At 52.7% G+C, this 20,106-nt stretch carries 15 protein-coding genes, 1 rRNA gene, 2 pseudogenes and 1 riboswitch (1 of these 19 running past the window's edge); of the genes and pseudogenes, 5 read left to right on the top strand and 13 right to left on the bottom strand.

Annotated features, from left to right (window positions below):
• From JMJ04_RS18375 to JMJ04_RS18360, 4 genes are all read right to left on the bottom strand, one after another.
• Window positions 1–771: ribosomal RNA gene (locus JMJ04_RS18375) — 16S ribosomal RNA — on the bottom strand (it extends 708 nt beyond the left edge of the window).
• A gap of 655 nt (window positions 772–1,426) precedes the next feature.
• Complete coding sequence (locus JMJ04_RS18370; protein WP_201371889.1) at window positions 1,427–2,290, bottom strand: prephenate dehydrogenase; 864 nt, start codon at window positions 2,288–2,290, stop codon at window positions 1,427–1,429.
• A 104-nt stretch (window positions 2,291–2,394) separates the two neighbouring features.
• Entirely contained in the window at window positions 2,395–3,189 is a 795-nt protein-coding gene (locus JMJ04_RS18365; protein ID WP_201371888.1) for a hypothetical protein, read from the bottom strand.
• 28 nt (window positions 3,190–3,217) lie between these two features.
• On the bottom strand, window positions 3,218–4,441 hold the full coding sequence (locus JMJ04_RS18360) for a GTP-binding protein (protein ID WP_201371887.1): 1,224 nt from the start codon (window positions 4,439–4,441) through the stop codon (window positions 3,218–3,220).
• 540 nt (window positions 4,442–4,981) lie between these two features.
• Here JMJ04_RS18360 and JMJ04_RS18355 point away from each other — a divergent pair.
• Together JMJ04_RS18355 and nth are read left to right on the top strand one after the other, a co-directional pair.
• The gene (locus tag JMJ04_RS18355; RefSeq protein ID WP_007904990.1) at window positions 4,982–5,269 is read left to right on the top strand and encodes a hypothetical protein; all 288 of its coding nucleotides are present in this window, start codon (window positions 4,982–4,984) and stop codon (window positions 5,267–5,269) included.
• Between the two features lie 321 nt (window positions 5,270–5,590).
• Window positions 5,591–6,306, top strand: a pseudogene (nth, locus tag JMJ04_RS48720) (endonuclease III).
• 3 nt (window positions 6,307–6,309) lie between these two features.
• Here nth and JMJ04_RS18345 read toward each other — a convergent pair.
• On the bottom strand, window positions 6,310–7,221 hold the full coding sequence (locus JMJ04_RS18345; protein WP_201371886.1) for a diacylglycerol/lipid kinase family protein: 912 nt from the start codon (window positions 7,219–7,221) through the stop codon (window positions 6,310–6,312).
• A gap of 192 nt (window positions 7,222–7,413) precedes the next feature.
• The gene (locus tag JMJ04_RS18340) at window positions 7,414–8,382 is read right to left on the bottom strand and encodes an RIO1 family regulatory kinase/ATPase domain-containing protein (protein WP_201371885.1); all 969 of its coding nucleotides are present in this window, start codon (window positions 8,380–8,382) and stop codon (window positions 7,414–7,416) included.
• 797 nt (window positions 8,383–9,179) lie between these two features.
• Here JMJ04_RS18340 and JMJ04_RS18335 point away from each other — a divergent pair.
• Window positions 9,180–10,142 carry an LLM class F420-dependent oxidoreductase gene (locus JMJ04_RS18335; protein ID WP_201371884.1) on the top strand — a complete coding sequence of 321 codons (963 nt, stop codon included), beginning with the start codon at window positions 9,180–9,182 and terminating at the stop codon, window positions 10,140–10,142.
• Between the two features lie 100 nt (window positions 10,143–10,242).
• Here JMJ04_RS18335 and JMJ04_RS18330 read toward each other — a convergent pair whose 3' ends face one another.
• The 5 genes and pseudogenes from JMJ04_RS18330 to JMJ04_RS18305 all read right to left on the bottom strand — a co-directional run bounded on the left by JMJ04_RS18330 (window position 10,243) and on the right by JMJ04_RS18305 (window position 16,468).
• Window positions 10,243–11,781 (bottom strand): YifB family Mg chelatase-like AAA ATPase, encoded by a 1,539-nt coding sequence (locus tag JMJ04_RS18330; RefSeq protein WP_201371883.1) that lies wholly within the window; start codon window positions 11,779–11,781, stop codon window positions 10,243–10,245.
• A gap of 214 nt (window positions 11,782–11,995) precedes the next feature.
• Window positions 11,996–13,299: pseudogene (locus tag JMJ04_RS18325) on the bottom strand (MFS transporter).
• 105 nt (window positions 13,300–13,404) lie between these two features.
• Entirely contained in the window at window positions 13,405–13,692 is a 288-nt protein-coding gene (locus tag JMJ04_RS18315) for a MoaD/ThiS family protein (RefSeq protein ID WP_201371880.1), read from the bottom strand.
• 296 nt (window positions 13,693–13,988) lie between these two features.
• Window positions 13,989–15,371: an ABC transporter ATP-binding protein gene (locus JMJ04_RS18310; RefSeq protein ID WP_201371879.1), complete on the bottom strand. Its 1,383-nt coding sequence runs from the start codon at window positions 15,369–15,371 to the stop codon at window positions 13,989–13,991.
• Complete coding sequence (locus JMJ04_RS18305; RefSeq protein ID WP_201371878.1) at window positions 15,365–16,468, bottom strand: FecCD family ABC transporter permease; 1,104 nt, start codon at window positions 16,466–16,468, stop codon at window positions 15,365–15,367. The genes JMJ04_RS18310 and JMJ04_RS18305 overlap by 7 nt, the downstream gene beginning before the upstream one ends.
• A gap of 47 nt (window positions 16,469–16,515) precedes the next feature.
• Window positions 16,516–16,655: riboswitch (cobalamin riboswitch) on the bottom strand.
• 423 nt (window positions 16,656–17,078) lie between these two features.
• Between JMJ04_RS18305 and JMJ04_RS18300 the strand changes: the two genes are divergently transcribed.
• The gene (locus JMJ04_RS18300; RefSeq protein ID WP_201371877.1) at window positions 17,079–17,705 is read left to right on the top strand and encodes a flavin reductase family protein; all 627 of its coding nucleotides are present in this window, start codon (window positions 17,079–17,081) and stop codon (window positions 17,703–17,705) included.
• Entirely contained in the window at window positions 17,686–18,444 is a 759-nt protein-coding gene (locus JMJ04_RS18295) for a uracil-DNA glycosylase family protein (RefSeq protein WP_201371876.1), read from the top strand. The genes JMJ04_RS18300 and JMJ04_RS18295 overlap by 20 nt, the downstream gene beginning before the upstream one ends.
• Before the next feature lie 113 nt (window positions 18,445–18,557).
• On the opposite strand, the gene JMJ04_RS18290 is transcribed toward JMJ04_RS18295, so the two are convergent.
• The gene (locus JMJ04_RS18290) at window positions 18,558–18,953 is read right to left on the bottom strand and encodes an iron-sulfur cluster assembly scaffold protein (RefSeq protein ID WP_201371875.1); all 396 of its coding nucleotides are present in this window, start codon (window positions 18,951–18,953) and stop codon (window positions 18,558–18,560) included.
• Between the two features lie 184 nt (window positions 18,954–19,137).
• Complete coding sequence (locus JMJ04_RS18285; RefSeq protein ID WP_201371874.1) at window positions 19,138–20,019, bottom strand: sulfurtransferase; 882 nt, start codon at window positions 20,017–20,019, stop codon at window positions 19,138–19,140.
• Window positions 20,020–20,106: the final 87 nt, after the last annotated feature.

The following is a 20,106-nucleotide window of genomic DNA, read 5'->3' as shown; positions in this document are numbered from 1 at the left end:
CGTTTACGGCTAGGACTACCAGGGTATCTAATCCTGTTCGCTCCCCTAGCTTTCGCACCTGAGCGTCAGATGCTTCCCAGGACACTGCCTTCGCCATTGGTGTTCCTCCGGATCTCTACGCATTTCACCACTCCACCCGGAATTCCGTGTCCCTCTGAAGCCCTCAAGTCTCGCCGTTTCCAAAGACCTTTCCCAGTTGAGCCGGGAACTGTCACTCCAGACGTACGAAACCGCCTGCGTGCGCTTTACGCCCAGTAACTCCGGACAACGCTCGCCCCCTACGTATTACCGCGGCTGCTGGCACGTAGTTAGCCGGGGCTTGTTCCTGAGGTACCGTCCTTGCTCGTCCCTCAGAAAAGCAGTTTACACTCCGAAAAGCGTCCTCCTGCACGCGGCGTTGCTCGTTCAGGGTTGCCCCCATTGACGAAAATTCCTCACTGCTGCCCCCCGTAGGAGTCTGGGCCGTTCTCAATCCCAGTGTGGCTGACCATCCTCTCAGACCAGCTACCGATCGTGGCCTTGGTGAGCTCTTACCTCACCAACAAGCTAATCGGCCACAGGCCCATCCCAAGGCGCCCTTGCGAGCTTTGTTCCCGAAGAAACATATGCGGTATTGTCGGCGATTTCTCGCCGGTATTCCTCACCTCGGGGCAGGTACCCATGTGTTACTCACCCGTCCGCCACTCCCTCTCTTGCGAGAGGGCGTTCGACTTGCATGTGTTAGGCACGCCGCCAGCGTTTATCCTGAGCCAGGATCAAACTCGCCATTCAAGTGATGAATGTATCTTCCACATCACTGCTACACAGCGACGTAGTAAGCATAATAAGTTTGCGTCCAGGCTAGAAGCACGTTGTCGTTACTTCATTGCTTTGTTCGCAGAATTGACAGGAACGGTGTTCTCCGCGATTGAGCGGCGCTCAACCAACGAAGTTCCGTTGTACTTCTGCATTCCACTCTTCAGTTGTTCAGGGTGCTCTGGTTCGTTCTTCTTTTGCTGTTGAACCGCAACCCGGCAAACCCATGGGCTTGCCTCTTGTGTGTCGGGCGTTTCGAACTCTTGCAGTGTTTTCGCTGTTTTTGTTCGCTCGTCGACTGCTCCGGTAGTATCGCATACCGCCTGGGGTTTGTCAACCCCTTTTTTGTGATCTTTGCGAAATCCGTTTTTTCCTCTTGTGTCGTCATGAAGCGGTAAGCTTTAGCAGACACACCGAAGCAAGGCGCATGCTGTACGCCATTACCGCGGGGAAGAGTTAGGATCCCGTGTAGAACCACTTTAGCGTGGTACAATCAGCACGACACATAGCAATGATTTAGCCGTTGTCGTTGGAGCGAAGGTAAGTATGCCATAACATTGCTACCTTGTCAACCCCTTTTGGCACTTTTTTTTGCAACACACCAAATTTAGTGCTTCAAAAAACCTGGTCCTTATTCTTCATAAGTAGCTTGCCATTTTAGGCGCATCTGTTGAGCCTCTGAGAAGTGCTCAACTATACTCGTATCATGATCTACGATCAATCTTCGTAGCTCTTGTAAAGCCGCTATATACTCATCCAGACCACGACTTACGGCATCTCGATTGGTTAAACAAATATCACGATACATCTCAGGACTTCCAGCGGCCAGACGGGTAGCATCGCGAAAGCCACTGGCTGCCAGTAGCGACGCATCTCGCCAGGAAGCGCTCTCTCCAGCCGTCTCCATGAGCGCTACCGAGGCTAGAAAGGGTAGATGGCTGACAGTCGCCACCTGGTCATCATGTTCAGCCGGCTCCAGAAAACGTGCGCGGGCACCTAACACTTCCGCCAGCGCCACTACCTTATTGATGGCTCCTGAGCGCGTGCGAACCGTGGGTGTTAGACAGTAGACACGATTACGAAAGAGGTCTGCATCTGCGGCTTCAACGCCAGTTACTTCTTTACCAGCCATGGGGTGGCCTCCCACAAACGCCACAGTTTCGGGTAGAAATTCCTCCGCCCAGCTAATTACCTGTGCCTTGGTGCTTGCCACATCGGTGATCACAGTCCCAGGCGTTAATACAGGACCAAGGGCTTGCAGTAACGCCCGAATCGCGCCAACAGGGGTCGCTAAAATGACAAGATCTGCTCCTCGCACGGTATCCTCTAACGATTCATAAGCTGCATCTATGGCTCCTACCCTGCGAGCCTGCTGGCACACACCCTTTCCCAGGTCATAACCAGCCACCTCTTGCGCGGCTTTAGATCGACGCAAAGCCAGGCCAATAGACCCTCCTATCAGGCCCAGACCCACAATTGCCACACGATTAAACATAGCATCGCCTCTTCCCAAATTACGATATGAAAAAGCACAAGCCGGTATGCCTGAAAGCATACCGACATGTACAGATTGCTAGCTCATGACGTTACTAGAGAGCGCTAGAAGTAGACAAGGTCCTCCAGCCACTCCTCACCACCCGGACCAAGTACCGAAGCCAGGAGAGAAGTTACTTCATCACTAAGCCACACATCACGCTCCACGCGATATAAAGCCAGAAAACGCGGAAGAATGGCTGCCGGGTATTTTTGCAACAGGTCAGCGGCCATCTGCTCTAACAGGAGTTGATAGCATAGATAGTCCTCAGGCGAGGTATCCTCATACCAATCAAAGCCGCGCACCGTATTGGGGGTTTTGCCGTCAGGCTCTACCTCAAAAATATCGTCATATTCTGCGAACAGATCTGTATTGATAACCCCTTTTTCACCATCCAGCGTCTGCGAGAGCCAGAGGGCACCAAACTTGATTTGCCATTCATCGGCCCAGAGGGGATTATCTTCCGGCCAGGGGCGTGGATCGTTCTCGAGAAAGGCCAGAACAAGGGCGTGATAGAGCATGAAAGAAAACTTTGCAGGCGTTATCTCGCCAAAGATCAAATCCACTTCAGCTGGTACGACAATTGTGGGAGGAGATGTCACATCCGTCCAATAAGGATGTGGCATACCCACCTCTTCCATCTCATCATGCGGAGCTATCTGAAAATCCTCGGGCGCCAGGAGGAGAATCTCAAGCTCCGGGCGCTTCTGACCAAACAACTGCTCTAATTGCTCAGTTGCCCTGGTCAGAATTTGAAATACCTGTTTAGCCCGAGTCTCGTCACCGGCAGGATAATATACCGGTACAGACTCGGACAGGGTCATATATTTTTCATAGGGAAAGAGCATTGACTCGCTCATACTGTCCCTTCTTCTCTTGTATTTTTGCTTACGCTTCTTTTGCCTCATCTAAGGCTGCCAGCGGATCTTTTTCCCCCAGGGTACTCTCGCTCCTGGCCTCCGCAAGCAACTCATCCGAGGTCTTCTCCTTACGAAAACGGAGATAGGCAGTTTTGTAGACCTGCTGCAACCGACTCGGGCTCAGACGCTTCCCATTTTCATAGTACTCCAGCGCAACCTCGCCAATTGACCATGTAGCCGCACCAGCAATCGCGCCAGCCACAAAATCACCACCAAAGGGTACGAGCTTGGCCGCCTGCTCAGCCAGGTAACGGAACGCCAGGCCGCCTACCATAGTTGTGATAAGTTCACGAGCGTGCTTGATGGCCTCAGTATTATCCATTGGCTCACCATATAATGCCGCCAGGCGAAGCACCAGGCGCGCCTGCGTGCCAAGGAGGATCGGAATATCCACAAAAGGAATTGGCTCAATGCCTGCCGCCAGGCTCACCAGGGTAGCGTTACGGATAATGCGTTGCGCGGCCTGGCGCCGATAGGCTGGCAACTCGCGACCAATGGCGAGCGCGGCCTCTGGGCTGGCATCAATGATAGCTGGAATAAGCTCTTCAGCCACATTTCTACCATTCTTGGCCGAAATGGGAATAATGCCTGGGGAACCTAGCAAGACAGCCATCTCTGTTGCAATCTGATCACCCTTCTCACCGCCACGCAAGGTATCAACTTTGTTGACGGCAATGATAGTTGGCTTTTCGAGCTTGCGGATACTGTTGTACAGCTCGCGATCCTCAGCCTGCAATCCCCTGGCTGCATCAAGCAAGAATACTACCACACTTGCCTGCTCCATGCCACTCTCCATGACATCAGGTAAGTGTCCAGGAGTGTCAATCAGCGTAAAGGGACCAAAGTCTGTACGCACGAGAGTACGCGTGGTCCCTACCTGGGCGGAAACGGGCGAGAGCGTCTGTCCCTTCATCTGATTGAAGAGTGTGCTCTTGCCTGTGTTCGGCATACCCACAATCGCAACCGTATTGCTTAATCCCTGTATTACATCCTGCTGGGCCTGATTCCAGTTGATGGCCTTCATTAAGCCCTGGACCATGCCGATATTCGCGGGAAGATTCTTGAGTGCGCTAATGCCCAGATCCTTCATGGATCCCGGACGATTACTCTGACGCCAGACACTGTCGGTCAGTTTCTTCCCCAGATCTTTACGCTGTTTCTCATCGCCTGCTGAATATTTCGGCTTTGCCACGCTCATTCTTCCTTCCCTGATATGGTTGCGCAAAAAACGCTTCGCCCATCAGTATAAGTTCAGGCATGTGCCAACACATGCTTGTGATTATAACGATTAGTATGTAATTTACAATCCGTCAAGAGCAAACGGTATCTATTACACGGATAGCTCACGCTTGTTGGAGACGAGCCTATCGCACTTGCTTACCTACTACGAGAGAATATCAAGTAAAAATTTACAGAACTTCAATGGACTTTATTAAGCAATGATCAAAAGTAGGTATTTACCTCTTCTAATCAGTATAACTAGGCAAAAGCCAGGACACAAATATATACGTATAGCCGTTTGAGCAGGTTAAATCTTAGTCGGTTGACATGAAGCAAATCCAGAGAAGACGCATTCGCAAAATCAAGAGTTCAACAAACACTACAAGTTTTTACTCCTATGAGCGTAGTGAATCGGAAGCTAATGCTTGACGTCTAGCTCCTTTTTCTGACATAATCGTAACATAAACTCTTACATTCATCTTGCATATTTTTGTAAATGAGAGGCACCATAATGCGAGATACCCCCTTGTGCAATGAACAAACAGAGCAGGAATATCATGCTGGCTTCTCGCGTGTCATGTGGTTCGCAGAACAAGCCAAACTTCAGGGTTGGAAGCTCAGCGACCGTCAGATTGTGCATGAAATCATGCAACGTGAGCGCGCTGCACAGATCCGTGAAAAAAGCTCTCTACCTATCGTAGGGCGCGAGGTCCACTCTGCCGCCTGGAACCGTGGACAGGCGGATGCATTGCGGGTGTTGCTTCGCTCACAACGAGAACACTATGGAAAAGGTCTTTAGCTAGATCCTTTTTCTTCATTCTTAAAGCACTTGTAAGGACTTGACAATTCATCAACATGTTTGTAATAATCGGCTTCAATGTTGAAGCCGTTTTTTTGTGGGAAACCACTCTTTATTATCGACAAGATACAAGTGTCTCTACAGCAATCTGGTTAAGCTGTTGGCTTGACTTCTCGCGCCTGCGGCGCTCGCTTTATTGTACCGTGTGGTGCAGTTTGACAGCTATTGGCTGTCAAACTGCACCACACGGTACAATAAGATTAAAAGGGTAGCAAGCTATACACTCACATGAGTTAGCCAGAAAAAGGTACGATGCGTTTTATGGAACAGACAGTTATCCCAACATATGCAGGGCCAGAGCCTGGCTCGCCGACGCAGGTACACGCGATTATCGCTGAATTGCGCCGGCTTTATCCAGAGGCGATGTGCTCGCTCAATTTTTCTAATCCGCTTGAGCTGATGGTAGCAACGCAGCTCTCCGCCCAATGCACAGATGAACGCGTCAACATTGTTACCGCCAGGCTCTTCAAGAAATATCGCAGCGTTGAGGATTACGCCAGCGCCAGCCAGGAGGAGCTTGAGCAGGATATTCGCTCAACAGGCTTTTATCGCAATAAAGCACGCAATCTTCGCTCGGCCTGCCAACGAATTCTAAGCGAGTACCATGGCGAGGTACCCTGCACTATGGAGGGATTATTGAGCTTAGCGGGGTGGCACGTAAAACGGCCAATGTGGTACTGGGGAATGCCTTTGGGATCGTAGAGGGCTTTGTGGTTGATACGCATGTAGGTCGCCTCTCGCGCCGCCTGGGCTGGACCCAGCAGACCAATCCGGTAAAAGTAGAGCAAGAGCTCATGCGCATCATTCCTCAGCAGGACTGGCTGGACCTCTCGCACCTGCTGATCTTTCATGGACGCGCTATTTGTGATGCCCGCAAGCCACTTTGCACACAATGTACCCTGGCCATGCACTGCCCTTCAGCATCCCTACCCACAAAAAGTACAGACAGCCAGTCAGGCCTAGAGGATAAGATGTGAAAGCTATATGCGCACAATGAGGGCTCCTGGCAGCACCTGGGCCTCAAACGTAGAAGCACGCAGGGTCTCGCCATCACACTGCATATTGGCTGGCAACGCACTACTTACTCGCACCGATTTGGCCCGATAGAATTTGACTTCTGGCTCACTACTATGTTCACCTCTTTGAAGCACTGGTAACAGCTTGAGTGCACGCAGCAACGGAGTATATGAGAATGCGCAGATATCAAAATAACCATCGCGGTAGTCGGCTTGCGGGTTCACACGAAAGCCCGCGCCATAGGCTAGACCATTGGAGACCGCCAGCAGGACAAATTGTTGTTTCTCGGGAACAATCTCAACCCCATCAATACTAAAGGTCAACCAGGGACAGTGCCGGTAACCAAGGAGGAGCTGCTTCAAGGCAGCGGTATAGTAGAGGCGGGCACCGCTCATCAGAGGATATTTCTTGAGCTGCCCCACAGCCACGGCGATGTCCGCGTCCAGGCCTACGCTAAAGGCATTGATAAAATAATGACCGTTGACGATGCCCGCATCAACCTCAACCGGGCTTCCATGCAAGGCACGCTCCAGCGCTGCCTCTGGCTCACGGGGCAGTTGAAGTGTATTGCAGGCATAATCGTTTCCTGATCCAGCGGGAACGATCCCGAGGGCAACGCGACTCCCCGAAGATAAAATACCATTGATGACTTCGTTGAGCGTACCGTCCCCTCCAACCACCACAACCGCTTGTCCGGATTGCGCCGCCTGTCTCGCCAGCTCTTGCGCCTCTCCTGGCAGACGAGTTTCGATATACTCCAGCTCATGCCGTTGACGATAGCTCGCGATCAAGGAGCGATGCAGCACCATATCTCCACGGTTAGCGGCGGGATTGAGAATAATCAGAGGCGGTTGAGAAGTACCTGGTTTCTCCATGTATCTATCCATTGTCCTTGTGCCGGTCAGGCTAGGCATGTTTCCATATTTTCGCTCGATTGTAGCATATTCTCCATAGCTCCACAATTCATCCAGAAATCTCCCTCACACACGCCCCATTTTCTCAGACTAAACCAAGCAGGGGCATAGAGAGTGGTTATTCTCTATGCCCCCGCAAAAAATGCCGCACACCTACTCAGGCAACGGCCCCATATAGCGTAGCCAGATCTCATACGCAAGCTCTCGCGCGTTCGCCTCAATCCCATATGGCGCAAAAAAGGTGCATACGCGCTCAATGTCGCGTTGCAGCAGTTCCAGAACGGCCGGGCTATGACGCGGATCAACGGCCTGGGCAAAATCGATAATGATCACCTTCCCTTCCCAGTAGAGAATGTTGTACTCCGAGAGGTCGCCATGCACCCGATTGCATGAAAACATCAACTCTATGTCGGTAAGAATCTGCGTGAAGAGTGGCCTGGCCTCTTCGGGTTCCAGTGTCACTTCACGCAAGAGCGGAGCCTGGCGCTCACTATCACCCAGGTACTCCATCAGGACGGCATTACCAATGTGCGAGAGAGGCTTTGGTGTATGGACGCCTGCTTCATAGAGCTGCATCTGCGTCTCATACTCATAGCTGATCCATGAAGAGACCTGCAAGGCACGCGCCTTGGTATTCTTACGCGACATGACTCGCTTAGCCCGGGAATTGCTCATCGCCTTTTTATGCTCATCAACCACCACACGACTCTGGCGATAGACGGCATCATTGCGCAGGCTTCTAAACATACGCGGGCGATACACCTTCGCCGCCAGCACATCATATCCACTGGAAGGGTGAGCAACGCAGCAGAAGACAGATGCCTCCTTCCCGCTTTTGGCGATATAAAGTACATCAGAGATCAGGTCCTCTTCATAGAACTGCGAGAGCGAGGATTGAATCCAGGGTCCATCGCGCTGTGAAGAGAGCATCGTCGGATGAAATTCCTTGGAGGCACTGGCATCTGCGGCCTGCTCCTTCAACCAGAGCTGGACATCTTTATTGCTTTCATAGCTCGTCTTACGCGTGGGCTTGGGCTGGTGCTTGGTGCGATACTTATTTTTCATCTTGACGAATGAAGAGCTATTCTCTTCAAAATCGAACTCATCGTTGTTCTCGTACACACGTACTCCTTGTGGTCATGTCTATAAGAAGTCCTGCGGCATAATGAACAGCAGGAAGAAAAGGGGTGGGAGTATCCAGCAGCAGGATGCAGGTATGAAAACACCGTGGAGAGGGCATAGTTCGCCCAAGTGTTTGTCTGCAAGGAATACGAGTATTGGCTTCAGGGAAGGGTGAAATTCGCCCTCTTAAACCACAAATTCAACCTGCTCTATAGCATAACGAGGTGGGAACCATAGAACATCTACGCTGTGGTTTTGAGAGTCATAGGAGATACAGCCATGCATATAAACATAACTGCACAAAAGAGGGGGTGCGGAGGCCGCTCACGAAGAAGCCATGCACACACGACCAAAAGTGATCCTATGCTTTTTTCAGCGCGCAACAGGTATTGGTTAAACGATTGCCACCTTGCTGCTGGAGACTGAGAAGAGAATTACTTGCGCCATATGTACACCTCCGTGAAAATGAAGTATGAGATTATTTTACCATAAGACCATTATAGACGCAAGCAAAAATTGCCATTTCATCAGGGCCTCTCGAATGTCCTCTATCCTCTTCTGTCTCGGCTCGCAAGCTCGCCTCTTGTAGTGTGTATGGGTGTGTGGTAGGAGCTTTTGCCCATGCCACACGCCCATACACACTACCCTTGAGCGCTGCAAGCGCGAAAGCAGATACGGCAAAGCAAAATCAAAAAACTGACCAATTCCATTTGCCGCTGGGCAAGAGAAAAGCATAAGATAGGGGAAGGAGAATATACAAGCGTTCAGCAAATAGTTCGTTCCAAAGGAGGAGATGTATGGCTCTCAAGGTAGGTGTAATCGTTCCACAGGGGTGGCGCATGGACCTGGTTGGTATCGCGGACCCCGTTGAGGCATATGAAACTATGACGCGCGTCGCCCAGGAGGCTGAGGCGCTAGGCTTTGATTCCATCTGGCTCTTTGACCATTTTCACACCGTTCCAACTCCAACGCAAGAGCCGACCTTTGAATGCTGGACCAGCACAGCGGCCCTGGCACGCGATACGAAGCGCGTTCGTATCGGACAGATGGTCTCCTGCAATAGCTATCGCAATCCCGCCCTCCTGGCGAAGATGGCGAGCACCGTGGATGTCCTGAGCCATGGACGCCTGGACTTTGGCATTGGCGCGGGCTGGTATGAGCATGAGTACAATGCCTATGGCTATCCCTTCCCTGATGGGCCAACGCGTCTGCGCCAGCTTCGTGACGCAGTGCGCATCATCAAAAGCATGTGGACAGATGAAGAAGCCGTATTTGAGGGAAAATTTCACCAGGTTCGCGGAGCCATCAATCAACCCAAGGGAGCTCAAAAGCCCCATATTCCTTTGTTGATCGGCGGTGGTGGCGAAAAGGTCACGCTCAAGCTCGTCGCACAATACGCCGACGCCTGCAACATTGGACACCTGGATAATGAAGGGTTGGCCCGCAAGTTTGCGATCATCAAAGATCACTGTGAAGAGGTGGGGCGCGACTACAATGAAATTCGCCGCACTGTTCTCTTCAACTGTGCCATTGCTGAAACCGACGAGGAGGCGCTCGCCAAATCTGAGTACTACAAACGCAACATTCCCTCGGGACGTTTACGTGAGCAGGCTCTTGTAGGCACTCCTGATGCCATTCGTAAGCGCCTGGTCGAGATTGAGCAGGCTGGGGCCCAGGAGTTGATCATCTTCCTGCAAGACGCCGCTCAACTCACTTCGCTCCGCCTCTTCGCCCAGGAATGCCTAGCGAAACAGTCATAAAACCCACAGGAGAGAAAAACACATTGGCAGCTTATGGTTGGTTCTCGAAGTATGCAGTGAACCAGCCATAAGAATGCTCAACTTATAATAAAAAGCGACACTAGCGCCCTATCTTGGGGCGATACTGAATGGCCTCAGCGATATGGGTCGCGCTAATGATGTCACTGCCAGCCAGGTCGGCGATAGTACGCGCCAGTTTTAAGACGCGGTGATAGGCACGAGCCGAGAGATGAAGCTGCTGCATCGCAGCTTTAATCAAGCGCTCAGCCGCCTCATCATGTTCGCAGAAGGCACGCACCTCGGCTGGTCCCATCTCCGCGTTACAGGTAAAACTTGAACCTGCGAAGCGCCTCAATTGACGCTCGCGTGCTTCCTGGACACGTGCACGAATGACAGCAGAGGATTCCACACTGCGCTTCTCAGAGAGCTTCTCGTAGTCGACGCGTGGCACCTCGACATGAATATCAATGCGATCCAATAGGGGACCGCTCATGCGCTTCTGATAGCGCGCAATTGCCGTAGGCGAACAGACGCACTCTTTGATAGGATCACTAAAGAATCCGCAGGGGCACGGGTTCATAGCTGCAATCAACATAAAGTTGGCGGGATAGGTGATGGTACCCTGGGCGCGCGAGATGGTTACCACTTTATCTTCCAGGGGCTGGCGAAGCACCTCCAGAACATTCTGGCCAAATTCGGGCAGTTCATCAAGGAAGAGCACACCACGATGCGCCAGGCTGATCTCGCCCGGGCGTGGAAGACGACCACCACCCACAAGACCTGCGTGGCTCACGGTATGATGGGGAGAACGAAAGGGACGTTGTAGCACCAGGGGCATATCTGAGGGCAGCATACCACTCACGCTATAGATGCGCGTGACATCGAGGGCCTCTTCAGTCGTCATTCGGGGCAGGATAGAAGGGGCAGAACGCGCAAGGAGCGTCTTTCCCGATCCTGGAGGGCCACTTAGCAGGATATTGTGGCCGCCACTGGCTGCGACCTCCAGCGCGCGCTTGACATGCTCCTGTCCACGTACGGCAGCCATGTCCTGTGCATACTCGACATCGTTTGCCTGTCTGAGCAAGGAGATATCATAGGCATAGGGTTCGATAAGCTTCTGCCCATTGAGATGAGCAATCACTTGTGCCAGTTTCTCAACCGGATAGACGGTAATATTCTCGACTAACGCAGCCTCTTTCGCGTCTACAGCGGGCACAAAGACCGCTTGAATATTCTTTTCACGTGCCAGGGCAACCATGGGCAAAATCCCATTCGTGTGGCGAACCGTTCCATCAAGCGAGAGTTCTCCCAGGAACAAATAGGGGGATAGATCGCCATGCCCATTCACAGGATCAATTTGCCCGTTCGCATACAGGATCGAGATCGCGATGGGGAGGTCAAACGAGGGGCCTTCTTTGCGGAGATCCGCCGGGGCGAGGTTGACCACCAGGCGCTTCATAGGAAACATATATCCGCTATTTTTGATCGCGGAACGCACCCTCTCCCTGGCCTCATTTACCGCCGCATCCGGCAGACCCACAATCAAGAAAGCCGTCAGCCCATTGGAGACATCCACTTCGACTTCAATCAATGCGCCATCCAGACCAACAACCGAACAACTTCGAGCCATCGCCAGCATAAAACACATCCTTCCTCAACATACACATCTACATCCAATTATCTACGAAGCACACACAAAACACAAGCATACCAGCAAAATAGGCTATAAAAAGTGCGACTTCGTTTTTCACAGGCCATAAAAATAGGGAAGGAGAGTATACTGCTAAACAGGTGTATGCCCAGAGCAGTCCCCCTTCCCCAAGCCCCCACAAGCAAAAATAGGTGCAACTGTATCACTCGACTTTGACACGTAAAAGGGAGGGCACCAGCCAGGCAATTGCCAGCGTTGCCACAATACAGGCCACACCACCGCTGATGACGGAGAGTTGCGGTGAGGCAACGCCCGCGACGACGCCCGACTCAAACTGCCCCAACATGGGTCCGCCAATGACAAACATGGCGTTGACCGCGCTGATGCGCCCCCGAAACTCATCTGGTGTTATAAGCTGGACAATTAAGGCTCGCAGGATCATACTGACCATGTCGGCCGCGCCAGCGCCAGCCAGCAAAAGCGTCGAGAGCCAGAGTGGGCCGGGAGCGAAACCAAACCCTACAATGCAGAGCCCCCAGCCCAGCACCGCGACCACGACGCCTAACCCCTGCCGTGGAATACGGTTAATGATCCCCGTCAGCGGCGTCAGGGCCACCGCGCCAAGCGAGGTCGCCGCTACTAGTACACCAAGCCCCTGCGCACCTACATGCAAAATATCGTTGGCATAGACGGGAAGCAGAGCCTTGGGAGAGCCAAAGAACGTGGCAAAGAAATCAATCGAGAGCACGCTTAAGATAATGGGATGGGCGCGCAGAAATTGTATTCCATCACCAAGCGCCTTCCAGCCAGATTGAGGACGCTTCTCCACGGCCACGCGTGGAATATGCATGAGAAGCAAAGTGCCAATCACCACAAAGTACGTGGCAACATCTAGCCAGTAAGTAGCCACAACGCCCAGCCAGCCTATGACATAGCCACCAAAGGCGGAACCAATGACAAAGGTAAGCTGCATCATGACCGAGTTGAGCGAGACTGCGCTGGCGATCTGTTCACGAGGCACAAGCGTTGGTACCACCGCCTGACGAGCGGGAAATTCGAAGGCTGAGACCGAGGCCGAGGTGAGGACAATCACATAGACCAGGTAGACATTGATGGCCCCGAGAGCGTAAACAACGCCAGGAGCGTTGACATACTGGCCATGCTTATTTCAATTACCAGCAGCATCTTCCGACGATCAATGATGTCAGCCAGCACACCTCCCACCAGCGAAAAGAGTAAGCGAGGAATCGCTTGTAGTAAGCCAATAATACCAAGCGCAATCGCGGAGTGCGTCAACAGATACACCTGCCAGGAAACAGCCACAATCTGCATCTGTGTGCCCGCAGCGGAGATAAGTTGTCCCCAAAACAGTAAAGCATAGTTACGATTGCGTAGCACACTCCAATGACTAGGGGGCTTTGAAGGGGGTAAAGCAACACCACGGGTCGTTATCTCAGCTTCTACAGCGACCCGCGCCAGCGGTTCCTGATATCCATCCTTTTTCATGCATCAATCCCAAATGAACAAAAATCTGTATAGAACAAATACTTTATACAGAGTATATCATGCTCATCTGGAAGAGAATGGACCCACAAACGTCCCAGAGCTTTTTTAGGCGCCAAATGTGGGTAGGACAATAACTTCCTGGCCCGGTTTCAAGGAGATTTGCTGGTTACCAGTATCGCGGATCACTTCGTTGTTGACAAAAATAGTAACGTGCTGCTTTACCTGACCCTGCTCTGTACACAAACACTCCCAAATACTTGGATGGTGCTGCTTAAGCTGCGCTAATAGCTCTTCGACAGTGCTCGCTTGCAAGGCAATCTGACTCTTCCCACCACTATAGGCGCTCAAGGTAGATGGTAGGCGCAACGTGACCGTTCTTTGTTCTTCAGCCATACATATGTATCCTTGTTTTTGACCTTATTTCTGGCGACGAGGTAGCGAGACAACCCATAGCGCTTATGAAGTACTTGCACAAAGAGTAGCCGCCCCATTCAACAAGGCGAAGTACCTCAATAAAGCCGATTGTCCTTTGACACAGGCTCACATTTGGAAAAACTTACAGCAAGTATATGGGGAGAAGGCATGAAATGCAAGGGGGGGCACATATAACATGCTAGAGGGTATCTCTCTACTTTCGTAGAGAGATACCCTCTAGCAATACGTTCTACGACCACAGAATAAGGTTCTCCCTACAGCGCAGCCGAGTCGGTCGCGTCTGTAAACACCTCACCGGCCTGGTGCTGGCGTAACCACTCCAACACATCCTGTACGGTAGGAAGTGTAACCGCACCCAGGCGCTTGAGTTCTTCAAGCAGCATAGCTCCCTGGCCCCCTGTATAGTCACGCGCCGCCCATGATGGTGAGTATTCATCTCCAGGAGTAGGAGACACGCAAACGCTCTCCTGAGACTCTGGCGCCTCTAGCAACAGCACCGGAATACCGCTCTGGGCTGCCGCCACAGCCTCTTGCACTAAAGCCAGGTTTCCTGGACCAATCGGCACGGGACAGAGGATCAGCAACGCAACGCGCTGCAAGGCGCGACGGACCCATTGAAGCGACGCTTCAGATATCGGTGCGTAAGGTTGCTCGGTCACGACTTCGTCAGCCAGGCGCAGCGCAAGGGTATGATCACTATCGCCGACATTTAATGCGCCGGCGCTGAAGGCGTAGCCTTCGTCAGCGAGGGCACGCATCAGCAACTCGCCTGATCCACCTCCGGCGATGACATGGATCCGGGAGTTAACCTCCTTCTGCGGATCTCTGGGTTCCTCGCCCGGCGGCAGAACGCTCAGATGGACTGAGCCACGCATAATCCCAACCTGCACGGCAACACCATAGACCTTCTTGAGCAGGGCAGGTGCCAGCACCTCCGCTGGAGAGCCATCGGCAACGATTCCACGCTGAAAGAGCAGCAAGCGTGGGAAATAACGCGCAGCCAGGTTCAGGTCATGGATGGCTGCAATCACTGTCACTCCACGCTGCTGGTGCAACCGCTGCACCAGCTCTAAGGTCTCGATCTGGTACCTGATATCCAGGTGCGCCGTTGGCTCATCAAGCAATAAGACAGATGGCTGCTGAGCCAGGGCCATGGCGATCATCACCCGTTGTCGCTCGCCTCCGCTAAGCTCATTAAAGACGCGCTGTGCCAGGTCTCCCACGCCAGCGATCTCCATTGCCTCCTGTACGATTGCATCATCCTCTTTGGTGGAGGAGGCAAAGAACGTAGATTGAAAGGGGGTGCGTCCCATGCTCACCATATGCTCAATGGTAAAGGCAAAGGGCATCTGCAAGTCCTGGGGTACCACTGCCACGCGGCGCGCAACTTCTCGCCGTCCCCAGGCATGCACAGCTCGCCCCTGGAGGAGAACATCTCCACGCTGTGGACGCAGGACGCCACTGAGTAAGCGCAACAAAGTAGTTTTGCCAGCGCCGTTGGGACCTAAAAGAGCAATCATCTCTCCCGATGATACCGCAAGGGAGACATCATATAACAACGCCTGCTCGCTATAGCCAAAGGAGACATGGCGTGTCTCAAGGAGCGGCTGCTGATGTCCATTCTCGAACGCTACCATTGATACTCCCTCCTTCGCCTACGCAACAGAAACAGGAAAAACGGAGCACCAACCAGGGCGGTAAAGACGCCCACAGGGAGCACGGTCGGGGCAATCAGAGTCCGCGCCAGCAAATCCGCGATTACAAGAAAGATCGCGCCCCCCAGCGCTGAGGCGGGCAGCAAAACGCGATGCCGTGGACCAAGTAATAAGCGCATGACATGCGGAGTAACCAGCCCCACAAAGCCAATCAGGCCACTAATAGAGACCGCGGCAGCGGTAATCAGTGAAGCCAGCATAACCAGGAGAAATTTGTAGCCCTCGACATGCAAACCCAGGAAGGCCGCGCTCTCCTCCCCAAGCGCAAAAACATCCAGCACACGCGTTAGGCGTGAGGACACAAATAACCCGATGAGGACCAACAACCCCACCAGCAGAACTTGCCACCAGCCAGTGACCGCGATCCCACCGGAGAGCCAGTTAAACAGCGATTGCAAGGAGAAGTCATTGCGTGGGAAGAGCGTCAAAAGCAAGGTCTGCAACGCCACCATCACCGAATTAACGACGACACCCGCCAGCAGCAACGTCACTACAGGAGTCCGACCGCCCACGCGTGCGATACTATAGACAAATAGCACCGTCGCAAGCGCCCCTATAAACGCCAGGATAGCCGTGAGAGGAAAGAAAGTATCATAGAGCGCCGCGACCGGCAAGACAAAGGAGATGGTCGCCCCCAGGGCCGCGCCTGACGAGGTGCCAATAAGAAAGGGATCCGCAAGGGGATTACGCAAGAGCCCCTGAAAGAGGACGCCTGCGACCGCAAGCGCAGCTCCCACCAGGGCCGCTCCCACCACCACGGGCATACGTAACTGCCAGATAATAATTTCGACGCTGGGGTCCCAGGTGGGCTGAAAATGAAATAGACCCGTTCCATTCACGATCACCTGTGCAATTGTAACAAGGGGAATAGGTGTCGAGCCAAGGCTGACCGCTAGCAACATGGCAGCTAGCAAAAGGACGATAAGCAGGCCATAGACGACTGCCGATGACCTTCGATGGCCTACAGGAGGCGGCATAGGCAGGCTCTCTTTAGGAGAGACAGGAAAAAGCGTTTTCATGAGATCCTTTTTACACGCGAAGGAACCTCTCTGTCCTGGTCGAATACAGGTATCCTGGCTCCTGGCTTATAGCGCGGCTCTACCTGCCTTCCCATCTGCTAGACAGTGGCATAACCTCTTACGAAGAGGGGAGAGCAACTCACCAGTTACAGTAGCGCGACTGCGACGGTTTCACACCATCTTCCCTGCGCATTGCTGCCTGCTTCAATAAGCACGCGCCCTTTCACAGCACAACAACACATACTTCTGATCCGAAAACCCTGAGCGCGAAGCGCTAGACACGCCAGTGGCGTTGGGCTTCGGAAGAAGATCATATCGACGAGAACTACGAAAGTACCAGGTTTGATACGAATAATTAAGTATAGGCAATCATTTTTACCTGTGTCAATGCATGAGGTCTCATGCCCGGAAGTAACGTGGGAGCCTGAACTTAGGTACAGTTGACAAGAATCAGGGCAGGCAGGATACTACAACTAGTCAGAAGTAGCCATCCTGGCAGCTGGGAGCAGCGTCATCGCTTTCATGACAGGGAAGAAGAGCCACCACCCGCGTTCAATGAAGAGCCAGCAGGCATGATTAGCACATATATATGCTTTATGAGGATAAGTTAATGGCATTAGAAAAAAATTTTTTTAGACAGGTAATGGGTCGCTTTGCCACTGGCGTTACCGTCGTCACGACGCGTCATCAAGAGGTTCTGGGCGGCTTAACCGTGAACGCATTCTGCTCCGTCTCGCTTGAGCCACCCCTGATTCTGATTTGTGTGGATCTCAAAAGTCAGACACTCCCCCTGATTCGCGATAGCAAAATCTTTGCTGTCAACATGCTGACACAGCAGCAAGAAGAGCTTTCCAACTGCTTTGCCACCTCAACTCCGGAACGTTTTAACTTTTTCTGCAACGCGACGCATCATACCGCGGTAACGGGTGCGCCTATTCTCGACAAAACGCTGGCCTTCATTGATGCACGCGTCGTCGCGGAATACCCTGGCGGCGATCACAACATTTTCCTTGGACAGGTTGCAGCCATGGGAACGGCCGAGCGCACGCTCTTCGTGGAGGATGGTTTCGAGCAGCAACATGATGTAGCCATAGCTAATGGGCAGAATGGCTCTAGCCAGCATGCGGACCCATCGCCACTGCTCTATTATCAAGGGCAATATCGGCATCTTGGAAATCTACAACGCAAGCCAACGCTAACCACGACCGGGACCGCCCATGAAGATGGATCCAACTAATACATCACATTCCAGGCAAGAAGAACTCCAGGTCCTGCAAACACAGATCAAGGCCTGTCGACACTGCCAGGAGGCAGGCTATATTCCCTGCGCCCAACCTATCGTCAGCGGTCGGGTAGCCGACCAGGTCTTCGTCATTGGACAGGCTCCTGGACACCGCTCAGTCGCCAATAATAAACCCTGGAGTGGTCCAGCGGGTCTTCTTCTCCAACGCTGGCTAGAGCAAGCAGGCTTCCCCGCAGGTTATCTCTATGAGCATGCGTATTTGAGCTCACTCACACACTGCGATCCAGGGAAAAATCCTCGTGGCAATGGCGACCGCAAGCCCTCACGCCAGGAAACGGAGCTCTGCCGCCCCTTTCTCGATGCCGAGTTACGCCTCGTTCGCCCACGTGTCGTACTCCTGGTGGGAACCATGGCGATTGAAACCTTCCTCTTGCAGGATCCTCAGACGGATCGAGGAAACATACCAGTGGTTCAGCAACCGCCTCCCGTATCCCCCCACTACGAGCAAAAGAATTATAACAAGGGAAGAACAAACATGTCAAGCACTTTGGCAAGAGGGAAAACGAAGCTTGAAGACCTGATTGGCACCTATAGCGAGCGCGATGGCACCCTCTTCCTGCCCCTCCCTCATCCCTCGGGCGTGAGCCGCTGGCTCAACGATTCCCAGCACCAGCAACTCCTACAGCAAGCCTTGCAGCTGCTTGCACAATGGCGCATAGAGTATGAGCTATAAGCTAACGCAAAAAGGCACGACTCTTCCACATTCACCATCCCCTCGCCCCTCTCCAGTGAATCGTGCCCTTTTTTGATTATGCCTCTTGCTTGTAACAGTGCGCTGCAAGCAGGCTACTCTTTCGCCCGCTCGCGCATATGATACTCATGTACGCCCTTCTTAAGTGTTCCTAGCGCCAGAGTAGCACAGGTCGGGCGCGTCATGACCAGTTCGCGCCCAAGCTGATCCATCAGGTCCTCAAAGCTAAGGGCCTCAATCTCTTCAGGGGTCAACCCCTCAACCAGCTCAGTAACATACGAGGCTGCGGCTCGACTGATGGTGCAACCCTCGCCCTCCCAGCCAATATCCTCCAGCTTGCCATCCTGCCCAAAACGAGCTTGCATAGTGATCACGTCGGCACAACCAGGATTACCGCCGCTCAGGCTAACATCTGGTTGCTCTACAGCATGATTGTGGCGCGGATTTTCGTAGTGATCAAGCAGAAACTCAATCGCCTCTTGACGATCCATGTAGGAAGCCTCCTTAGGACTGAAACAGGCTCTTTGGGTCGCCTGCTCCTTGCATCTATCTTGCAACGCAAAGAGCAGCGATACCTGCCTCTGGGGGAGAGACGCGGCCCTCTCCACTTTGCTGGCTATCGCTACTCCCTGCAATAATTTATGGCTTATACCTTCTTGTTATCGGCTTACTGCTCTATTTCTCGATAGGAGAGCGCACCAGATTTCCCCACTCGGTCCAGGAACCATCATAGTTGCGTACACGAGGATAGCCCAGCAGCCTGGTCAGCACGAACCAGGTATAGGCAGAGCGCTCGCCGATGCGGCAGTAGGTCACGACCTCGGCATCGGGTGTGACATCCTTGCTGCCATAAATCTGGCGTAGCTCCTCAGCTGACTTAAAGGTGCCATCGGCGTTGGCTGCTGTGCCCCAGGGTATATTCTTCGCACCAGGGATATGCCCGCCACGCTGCGCGCCCTCCTGGGGATAGTTGACCATATGAATAAGTTCGCCCGTGTACTCCTGTGGTGAACGTACATCCACCAGGCGACGTCCGGGATTTTTGAGGCCGGCCAGCACATCTTCGCGATAAGCACGAAGTGCCTCATCGGCAGGCTGCGCATGATAGGTAGAAGGAGTTATCTGCGGCACCGCTTTGGTCAGAGGACGCTTCTCGGCCTCCCACTTTGTACGGCCACCGTTCATAATCTTCATCTTCGTATGCCCATACATCGAGAAGAGCCAGAATGAATAGCAGGCATACCAGTTGTTCTTGTCACCGTACAGCACAATCATGGTATCATTGGTAATGCCCCAACGGCTCATCAAGCGCTCAAATTCCTGCTGATCAACAAAATCGCGCGAGAGTCTATCCTGCACATCCACATGCCAGTCAAGCTTCACCGCCCCTGGAATGTGACCAATCTCGTACAGCAAGACATCTTCATCAGCCTCGATAATGCGAATTGAGCCATCCTCTAGATGCTCAGCAACCCAACTTGTCTCAACCAATACCTCTGGATGCGCGTACCCGGAGGCCGCATTCACAGCCGCAGTAGTCTGTTCTGTTCCTGACATGTGTCAAACCCTTCCTCAAAATACCTATAAAATCTATAGCAAACGCTTCGAAAATGGTTGCCATAGGATGAAACGTCTCAAAGCATG

Origin of the sequence: Ktedonobacter robiniae (assembly GCF_016587375.1) — a bacterium.
GTDB lineage: Bacteria > Chloroflexota > Ktedonobacteria > Ktedonobacterales > Ktedonobacteraceae > Ktedonobacter > Ktedonobacter robiniae.
The sequence above is the reverse complement of the archived record's forward strand: the minus strand, read 5'-3'. Positions and strand labels throughout refer to the sequence as shown.